At 69.8% G+C, this 8,584-nt stretch carries 8 protein-coding genes and 1 tRNA gene; 4 read left to right on the top strand and 5 right to left on the bottom strand.

The window, feature by feature from the left end:
• The first annotated feature begins 189 nt into the window (after positions 1 to 189).
• Both RH94_RS31670 and RH94_RS31665 read left to right on the top strand, forming a co-directional pair.
• Entirely contained in the window at positions 190 to 1,806 is a 1,617-nt protein-coding gene (locus tag RH94_RS31670) for an IS1182 family transposase (protein WP_234426165.1), read from the top strand.
• Positions 1,807 to 1,886: 80 nt separating this feature from the next.
• Entirely contained in the window at positions 1,887 to 2,399 is a 513-nt protein-coding gene (locus RH94_RS31665) for a hypothetical protein (RefSeq protein ID WP_234426164.1), read from the top strand.
• Between the two features lie 213 nt (positions 2,400 to 2,612).
• Here RH94_RS31665 and RH94_RS31660 read toward each other — a convergent pair whose 3' ends face one another.
• Both RH94_RS31660 and RH94_RS31655 read right to left on the bottom strand, forming a co-directional pair.
• Positions 2,613 to 2,801 carry a DUF397 domain-containing protein gene (locus RH94_RS31660; protein ID WP_073951776.1) on the bottom strand — a complete coding sequence of 63 codons (189 nt, stop codon included), beginning with the start codon at positions 2,799 to 2,801 and terminating at the stop codon, positions 2,613 to 2,615.
• Positions 2,798 to 3,670 (bottom strand): helix-turn-helix domain-containing protein, encoded by an 873-nt coding sequence (locus RH94_RS31655; protein WP_073951775.1) that lies wholly within the window; start codon positions 3,668 to 3,670, stop codon positions 2,798 to 2,800. Before RH94_RS31655 ends, RH94_RS31660 begins: the two co-directional genes overlap by 4 nt.
• Positions 3,671 to 3,932: 262 nt before the next feature.
• Between RH94_RS31655 and RH94_RS31650 the strand changes: the two genes are divergently transcribed.
• Both RH94_RS31650 and RH94_RS31645 read left to right on the top strand, forming a co-directional pair.
• Positions 3,933 to 4,253, top strand: coding sequence for an ATP-binding protein (locus tag RH94_RS31650; RefSeq protein ID WP_234426163.1), 321 nt, complete (start codon positions 3,933 to 3,935; stop codon positions 4,251 to 4,253).
• A 173-nt stretch (positions 4,254 to 4,426) separates the two neighbouring features.
• A complete protein-coding gene (locus RH94_RS31645) occupies positions 4,427 to 5,665 on the top strand; it encodes a helix-turn-helix domain-containing protein (RefSeq protein ID WP_073951773.1) in 1,239 nt (412 codons plus the stop codon).
• Between the two features lie 365 nt (positions 5,666 to 6,030).
• Here RH94_RS31645 and RH94_RS31635 read toward each other — a convergent pair.
• The 3 genes from RH94_RS31635 to RH94_RS31625 form a co-directional block, all read right to left on the bottom strand.
• Positions 6,031 to 6,115 (bottom strand) — tRNA-Leu (locus RH94_RS31635).
• Between the two features lie 185 nt (positions 6,116 to 6,300).
• A complete protein-coding gene (locus tag RH94_RS31630; protein WP_407697380.1) occupies positions 6,301 to 7,461 on the bottom strand; it encodes a sugar phosphate isomerase/epimerase family protein in 1,161 nt (386 codons plus the stop codon).
• Positions 7,458 to 8,584: nucleotide pyrophosphatase/phosphodiesterase family protein (locus RH94_RS31625; RefSeq protein WP_234426162.1), on the bottom strand; the 1,127-nt coding region annotated here is incomplete at its 5' end. The genes RH94_RS31630 and RH94_RS31625, both read right to left, overlap by 4 nt.

Raw genomic sequence — 8,584 nt, 5'->3', positions numbered from 1 at the left:
AGCTTGACTCTGTCGGGGATCTTGGAGTTTCCCGGTGCGCCGGCGTGATCGGCGGGCATGCTCGGACTGTTCCGAGTGCCCATGCAGTTGCCGAGGTGTCCGTTGTCGCTCCGTCCCCGTTCCGGTGAGCAGGTCCCGCCTCTGACCGCGCAGGTCGCGCGGGCGAGCAACCCGGATGGTACGGCGGCGATGTGGGTGAGAGATCGGCTGGACGGGCTGTGGCGTGACGAGGACTTCGCCGACTGGTATCCGTGTGACGGGCGTCCGGGCCTCTCGCCCGCTCAGCTGGCCACCGTTTGTGTGCTGCAGTTCGTGCTCGGCCTGTCGGACCGGCAGGCCGCCGAGGCGGTGCGCTGCCGCATCGACTTCAAGTACGCCATGGCCATGGAGCTGGACGATCCCGGCTTGCACCACAGCGTGCTGGCCGACTTCCGCGAACGTCTCACCGAAGGCGACCGCGCCGACCGCCTGCTCGACCTCGCGCCGGCCCGCCTGAAGGAGGCCGGTCTGGTGCGCGAGCGCACCACCCAGCGCACCGACTCCACCCATGTCCTGGCCGCGGTCCGCGACCTGACCCGGCTGGAGATGGTCACCGAGGCGGTACGTGCCGCGCTGGAGGAAGTCGCCGGCACCGCCCCGCGCCTGCTGGACGAGCTGGTCGACGAGGAATGGGGCAGCCGTTATGGCCGCCCGGTCCGCCTGGGCAAGAACCCCACCAAGCCCAAGACCAGGATCCTCGCCGCCGGCAACGACGCCGTCCGGCTCCTGGAACACCTCTGCCGGCACGGAGCAGACCGCGTGTCCGGCCCTCGCGTCCAGGCCCTGCGCCAGATCATGGTCCAGAACTACCACCGCGACTCCGCAGGACACCTGCGCCGGCGCACCGACGAGGACGGTGGGCCGGGGCTGCCGCCCTCGTCCCGGGCGATCGTCTCCCCGTACGACACCTCGGCCCGCTACGCGCGCCACGGGCACGTCATCAGCTGGAAGGGGTTCTCCGCCCATCTGACCGAGACCTGTGCTCCCGACGGCCCCAACGTGATCACGGACGTGGCCACCACCGCATCCACCACCCACGCCAGCAAGGTCCTGCCCGGCATCCACACCCGCCTGCACCGCCGCGGCCTGCTGCCCGCCGAGCATCTGGTCGACAGCGGCTACACCTCCTTGGTTCACCTGGAACAGGCCGCGCGTGATCACCAGGTCACCGTCTCCGGGCCCCTCCGGGGCAACCCCACCCGGCAACACCGCCGGAACGAGGGCTTCGCCCGGGACGACTTCCACATCGACTACGACCGCCGGCAGGTCACCTGCCCCCAGGGGCAGGTCAGCCGGGGCTGGCACGGCCCCTACCCGACCTCCTCCCCCACCGCGGCCCCGCTGATCGTGGCACGGTTCACCAAAAGCCAGTGCCACCCCTGCCCGGCCCGCGCCCAGTGCACCACCTCCCGCGAAAGCACCCGCACCGTCGGCTTTCCTCCGCGAGAACTCCGCGACCTGCAACTCCGCATCCGCACCGAGCAACAGACACCCGAGTGGAAAACCCGCTACGCGGTCCGCTCCGGGGTCGAGGGCACGGTCAACGAGTTCGCCCACGGCCACGGCCTGCGCCGCTGCCGCTACCGAGGACAGAACAAGGCCCACCTCCAGCACGTCCTGACCGCCATCGCCGTCAACATCGAGCGCCTCAGCGGCCTCCCCCCGACCGAGGAAGCACCCCGGCCACGCCGACCGACCGCTTTCCAGACCTACCTCGATCAGCACGAGATCCCCCGGCCGAAGTCCTGGCGCACCCTGGGCACCTGACCTCGGCAACTCCAAGATCCCCGACAGAGTCAAGCTAGGCCGATCCGACCGCCGTCGCCGAGGCGGCCAAGCAGGCCGCGGTGTACGTCCTCGCCCTGCGCCGCGCCTTCGACACCGCCGGTCTGCCCACCGAGCAGATCTCCCACGAGTTCCTGCTCGTCTGCCCCAAGGACTTCTCCAACCGGCCCTACGGTCGCCTGATCGACCTCCGGCAGGAACTCGACGCCCTCCGGTTCCAGCTCTCGCGGCTGCGGCGCGCCGAGGACCTCGCGGTCCGCCTCCCCGAAACGGCGACCCTGGACACGACCCGGAGCACAAACGAACTCTCCTCCGCCATAGAAGCGTTGGACGCGTCATACACGCCCTCCTGCCTGTCCTTCTGCGAGATGGCGCGCTACTGCCGCGACGAGGCCGACGGATGCGCCTCGCCGGCCCGTCCGGGCAGCGCCGTGCGCAACGACCTGCCGGGCTCGGAGGGGCTTCGGACCGCTCGGGGTGAACTGGGTGAGCGGCACGTCGCCAATGATGCCCATCCTCGCGCTTGCCAGCCACGCTATCCGCGCTGGCAGCGGTTCTCGTCCGGGCGCGACTGAAGGGGCTCCGGTCGCTCCTTCGACACCTGGAAAGCGACCGCCACTACGACTGGGCCATGCTCGACGTGCACGCGGACGGACGGCACCCCGACGGCCACGCGGACGGCCACTCCCACCTGCTCTTCCGCCGCCACCGCTACACCACGATGCGGTACGGAATCGGGTGGCACCGCTCTCGCATCAATAGTCACCTGTCATCGGCACTTACACCGTTCACACCTCCGCCACGAACCCCACGAACCGTGACCACTCCCCACGCCCGACGGCGAAGTACGGGCGCGTCACGTCCTTGGAGTCCCGTACGCATACGGCCTGTTCGGTGACGGCGATCTCCACGCAGCTGTCGCCCTGGCTGCCGCTGTAGCTGGACTTGAACCACGCCAGTTCCGGCCTCGTGCTCATAGCTCTCCTCGGAGTCGCTCCAGCAGACCCCGCGAGTCCTTGGCGTTCAGGGCCTGCGAGCGCAGTGTGTCATAGCGCTGGCAGAGCAGACTCACCTCTTTCACGTCGGAGATCAGACGGCCGTTCTGCTGCCCCTCGGAGTACGCGAGCCGTTGTCCTTTCGGAGTCTCCAGCAACTGCACCGGACCGTCCAGACAGGCATGCAACCCAGCTTCCAACGGCACAACTTGAAGCGTCACGTTGCGCGGTGCGCTCAGCTCCAGCACATGGTCGAGCATCTGCCGCATCTGCTCCGGATCCCCGAACCGGCGCCGGAAGACGTGCTCTTCGACGATGAAGCTGAACGGCGTCGTCGGCCGCTCGAACAGCATCCGCTGCCGCTCCATCCGCCGGACCATGAAGTCCTCCAGCAGACTGTCCGGAGCCACCGGAACGGTCCCTTCGAACACCGCCCGCGCATACCCCTCCGACTGCAACAGCCCCGGTACCAGCCGGCACTCGTACGTGCACAGGCTCACCGCCACCCGCTCCAGACGGGCCCACTGCCGGAACCACTCCGCGAGCCCCACGTCCCCGCGCCCCCGTGTCACATGTTTCGACGCCTTCCGCAGCGCCCCCGTGTTCCCCAGCGCCTCCTCGGACCGCTCCACCAACGCCACGTCGGGCATCCGTCGCCCCAATTCCACCGACGCCACCGTGTGCTTGGAGAAGCGCACCAGGTCCGCGAACTCGGTTCTGCTGTACCCCGCGTGTTCGCGCAGTGCCTGCATGACGGCCCCGAAGGTCCGCAGGCTGTCCGAGGGATCGGGCTCCCGGTCCGCTTCGCCGCCCGGCACGTTCTCGTCGTCCACCACGCCGCCGTCGGTCATCAGCAGCCACCTCCGGTTCCGTACCCGCGCTGTTTACCGTCCCTCACCCGATGACACCCAGCGTGACGCACAAACCGTCGTACCGCCCACGTAATGTGCTCGTACGCTGACGCAGCGTACGAGTCGTGTGTCTGGAACGTGCCCCCGCGCACCCGTCACCGTGGCCCCATGAGTGCACCAACGCCCCAACTCGCCTCCACCGTACACACGTTCGCCCAGCCCCTGTCGTCCCCTCGCCGCCGAGCAGCTCCGCGCGTGGCCGGTGTCACCCGGCGTCACCGAGCGTGGCGAGCAGATCGTGGCCGAACTCGCGGCCAACGCCGCCCTGCACGGTCGTGTCAACAGCCGCGATTTCCGGCTCACACTCACCCTCGACACCGCGGTCGGCCCGCTCCTCATCGCCGTCACCGACTCCAGGGGCGAGCGCCTCCCGTCACCGCCCGCGGACTGCGAAACGCCCCCCGACGCCGAGTCCGGCCGAGGCCTCCTCCTGGTCCCCGCCCTCGCCGACCGCTGGGGCGTCGAGCCCTATCCGCCCGGCGGCAAAACGGTCTGGGCGCAGATCGGCGGCCCCCACTCATGAGGACCGTGCCTGCCGGATGCTCCGGACAGGCAAGCCCACGGGCCGGCCTCCGCTCCGCCTCTCGGGTGTTTCTCACCTCATACGCAGGCTCGGTGCGGTGCGGCCGAAAAATCTCTGTGACACTGACTGAATCAAAGAGCTATCGTTGATTCAGGACGGGGAGGTGCGGGGGTATGGATCTGAGGGAGATCGGCGAAAGGGTCGCGCGGGAGCGGGCGCAGGCGGGGCTGAGTCAGCGGGAGCTGGCCGTGCGTGCGGAGCTGAGCCAGCCGACACTGGCGAGAATCGAGAGGGGAGAGCGGTCGGCACTGACGCTGGCCGAGCTCGACCGTGTCGCCGCGGCACTGACGGTTCCGCTCACGCTGCTGACCAAGGGGAACCCGGTGCGGCAGCGCATGCAGGTGGCGGCGCGGGCCTCGGAAGGCGCCGAGGAGGAGCTGAGACAGGCCGAGGGGCTGGTCGGTGAGATCCTGGCTCTCGATGATCGCCTCGACCGGTTCGTGCCGGACGGCCACAAAGCCGATCGACAGCGGGCGGCCCGACTGAAGCGGACCCTCACACAGGTCGTCGACGCCGAGCGCGAGGGCCGGGACCTGGCGGAAAGGCTTCGTGAGCGCCTCGGGCTCGGTCTCGGCCCCGTCCCGGACCTCGCCGAACTCGTGGAGTCGGCGATCGGCTTGGACACGGCCGCGCTCACGCTCCCCCAGGACGTATCCGGATTCACCGCGCTCGACCCCGATCGCGAGGTGACGATCTCGGTCGTCAACGCGTCACACGTGCCCGAGCGGCAGCGCTTCTCACTGGCGCACGAGCTGGGACACGTACTGCTGTCGGACGGTGTGGCCGCGCACCGGCTGGACGGCCGGCGGACACCGGCCGAGAAGCGGTGCGACGCCTTCGCCCGGCATCTGCTGGCTCCGGCAGAGGGCGTCCGCCGCTGGATGGAGTGCCTTTCGGTTACCGAGCCGGGACGCAGAGAGTGTGCCATGGCGGCCCGGCACTACGGCGTGAGCCTTCCCGTGCTGCTCATCCAGTGCAAGGAGCTGGGGCTGTTGACCGACGCCCAGGCCAAGAAGGTGCAGGGTCCGACGGGGCGCGAACTCGCGTGGACCTACGGCTGGGGGCCCCAGTACAGCGTGGAGTGCGAGGCCGCGACGCGCGTGCGGCCGCCGCGCCGGATCATGGAGCGGGCCGTCGAGGCCTACCGGACAGGACACATCGGGGTGCGGGCCATCGCGTCGCTGAGCGGCGCCGAGCCGCGTACCACCGAACGGGAACTGGACGAAGCCGGTATTCGGCCTCCCCAGGTCGTGCTGTCGGGGCGTGTCGACGTACGAGGCCTCATCGCCCGTCGCGGCCGGCCGGCACACCGGGCCACGGAGCCGCCCGAGGACGGACAGGAGCAGCGGTAGGAGTGAGTTTTCTGCAGGAGCCCGTGGCTGAGGAGAACGCGCCAGGGGAAAGAGAGGACGCCTGATTCCTGGACGCAGTCGTGTGCGTCCATTTCGCGGGCGCCAACCCCAATCGAGTGCTCGTGGCTGCCCTCGAGTCCATGGAATGGGTCATCCTGGTTCCTGCCGAGGTCTGCGACGAGATCGTGCGCAAGGACGCCAAGTACCCCGGGCTCCGCAAGCGCTGGCTCGCGCTGGAGCGCAGCGACCGCATCAGAGTGTTGCCCGCTCTGGAGATCGGTTCCGCACCCGCCCGGATCTACGAACATGCAACGAGGACCGCGACCGTCAGGTCGGGGTCCTCGTTTCCGTGTCGTCACGGTGAGTGTCCGAGGGGGGACTTGAACCCCCACGCCCGATAAAGGGCACTAGCACCTCAAGCTAGCGCGTCTGCCATTCCGCCACCCGGACCAGGTGTCTGCCGCCTGAGCGGGGGTGTTCCCCGCGGCGACAGGACAACAATACCAAGGTTTGGGGGTGGCTTTCACCTGCGTATCCGCCCCTGGGAGGGGTCCCCGAGGGCCCTTCCAGGGGTGGATACGGAGTGTGATCAGGAGGGTACCGTCAGGGTGTGCCCCCCTGTTGTCCGCGTGGTGTCACTTGCGGCGCAGGGCGGCCATGTTCTTGTAGCCGATCCGGGCGTGTTCCAGGGACTGGGCCGGGTCGGTGGAGCTCGGGGCGTTGTCCTGTTCGACCATCGGGTTGTGGTAATTGGGGTGGCCCACGCGGGAGAAGAACGTCGTGTAGTCGATGACCCCCGTGCCGAAGGGGACCATGTCGTAGCCCTGGCCGTTGGTGGTGTTGATGACGCCGTCCTTGGCGTGGAAGAGCGGGTAGCGCTTGTGGTGGCGGGCGACCAGGCCGGCCGGGTCGAAGATGTTCTGGCGGGTGGAGCCGTCGTGGGCGGTGTAGGTGCGGAACTTGTACTGGGCCACGTGCGCCCAGTAGATGTCCATCTCCAGCCAGACCAGCTTGGGGTCGGTGGCGGACAGGAAGTACTCCAGCTTGCGGATGCCGGAGCTGCGGGTCGGGCGGCCCTGGGCGTCGAGCGGGCCGCCGTCGAGCAGGAAGCCGTACGCCGCGTCGTGGTTGTGGGTGTAGAGCTTGATCCCGGCTCTGCGGGCGATCTCGCCCATGGCGTTCCACTTGTCGGCGGCCACGTCCCAGTCGGCCCGGTAGGAGCTGCCGGTGGGGTCGCCGCCGGTGCCCATGTGGCCCATGCCGAGGATGTTGGCGATCTCCAGGTGCTTCTTGAAGGTGTCCAGGTCCGCGGTGGTCAGGGGCCAGGACGGCGGGATGAAGCCGTGGTTGCCCTGCGCGCGCAGCCCGTACTCGTCCAGCCAGCGGCGCAGCAGCCGGGCGCCCTCGACGCTCTCCAGGCTCGCGCCGCCGGGCGCGTTGCGGTGCTGGCCGTAGCCGGCGAACTCCACCTGGCGGTAGCCGAACCTGGCCAGCTGTTCGAAGACGGCGCGGAAGCCGGAGGGCAGGTTGGTGGAGAGCGGGTCGCGGCCGGTCGCGTCGCGGACCGTGTAGAGGATGATGCCGCGCTTGTCCTCGGGGACGAGCAGGTGGCCCTTGGCCTTGCCGGGCGTTCCGGGGGCGGGCGCCGCCTGCACGGGAGCCGCGCCGAGGACCGGGGCGGCGATCGCGCCGGCCGCGACGGCCGTGCAGGTGCCGAGGAAGCCTCGGCGGCCTATGCCGAGGCTGCGGCGCAGCTGGTCGTCGGTGCCGTGGCCGGTTGCGTGGATGTCGTTCACGGGTGCCTCTTTTCGGACTGGTGCTCGGGTCCGCCGAGACCGGCGAGCTGGAGGAGGAGTGACTTCACGTCGGTGGCCGCGACACGGTCGCCGACGGCGCGGGGGGTGGAGCAGATGAGGAGCGGGCCGTCGTCGTCGCTCCTGGGGAGGCGGCCGTGGCTGCCGCGGATGGGGGACGCGTCGAGGGGGACGACCGCCATCCGGTAGCGCAGGCCGAGTTTCTTGCGGGCCAGGGCGGTGGCGGCCTTGACCTTGACGTAGGGGTCGAGCGGGTCCATGAACAGCTCGACCGGGTCGTAGCCGGGTTTGCGGTGGATCTCGACCAGCTGGGCGAAGTCGGGTGCGCGGTCGTCGTCGAGCCAGTAGTAGTACGTGAACCAGGCGTCCGGCTCGGCGACGGCGACGAGTTCCCCGGAGCGCGGGTGGTCGAGGTGGTGGGCCTTCTTGCCCTCGTCGTCGAGGAGTTGGTCGATGCCGGGCAGGCCGTCGAGGGCGGCCCTGGTGGCGTCCATGTCCTCGGGACGGCGTACGTAGACGTGGGCGATCTGGTGGTCGGCGACGGCGAAGGCGCGGGAGGCCATCGGGTCGAGGTACTCCATGCCGTCCTGGGTGTGCACCTCGAGCAGGCCGGCCTCGCGCAGGGCGCGGTTGATGTGGACGGGGCGGTCGGCGCGGGTGATGCCGTACTCGGACAGGGCGACGACGGTGCGCCCCTCGGCGCGGGCGTCGTCCAGGAGGGGTGCCATGGCCGTGTCCAGGTCGGTGGCCGCCTGCAGGGAGCGGGGGTCGTCGGGGCCGTAACGCTGCAGGTCGTAGTCGAGGTGCGGGAGGTAGCAGAGGGTCAGGTCGGGGTGGCGGGTGCGGTTGATGTGGCGGGTGGCGTCGATGATCCACCGGCTGGAGACGAGGTCGGCGCCGGGGCCCCAGAAGTGGAAGAGGGGGAAGGTGCCGAACTTCTCGGTGAGTTCGTCGTGCAGGGACGGCGGGCGGGTGTAGCAGTCGGGTTCCTTGCGGCCGTCGGCGTAGTAGACCGGGCGGGGGGTGACGGTGATGTCGGTGTCGGCGCCCATGGCGTACCACCAGCAGATGTTGGCGACCGTGTAGCCGGGGTGGGCGCGGCGGG

The organism is Streptomyces kebangsaanensis (assembly GCF_001906585.1).
Lineage (GTDB): Bacteria > Actinomycetota > Actinomycetes > Streptomycetales > Streptomycetaceae > Streptomyces > Streptomyces kebangsaanensis.
The sequence above is the reverse complement of the archived record's forward strand: the minus strand, read 5'-3'. Positions and strand labels throughout refer to the sequence as shown.

What these genes read in the sequence shown, in the direction of transcription:
- RH94_RS31670 (WP_234426165.1), top strand. Translation starts at nt 190, where the DNA reads ATGTGGGTGAGAGATCGGCTGGACGGGCTGTGGCGTGACGAGGACTTC.
- RH94_RS31660 (WP_073951776.1), bottom strand. Translation starts at nt 2,801, where the DNA reads ATGAGCACGAGGCCGGAACTGGCGTGGTTCAAGTCCAGCTACAGCGGC.
- RH94_RS31655 (WP_073951775.1), bottom strand. Translation starts at nt 3,670, where the DNA reads ATGACCGACGGCGGCGTGGTGGACGACGAGAACGTGCCGGGCGGCGAA.
- RH94_RS31645 (WP_073951773.1), top strand. Translation starts at nt 4,427, where the DNA reads ATGGATCTGAGGGAGATCGGCGAAAGGGTCGCGCGGGAGCGGGCGCAG.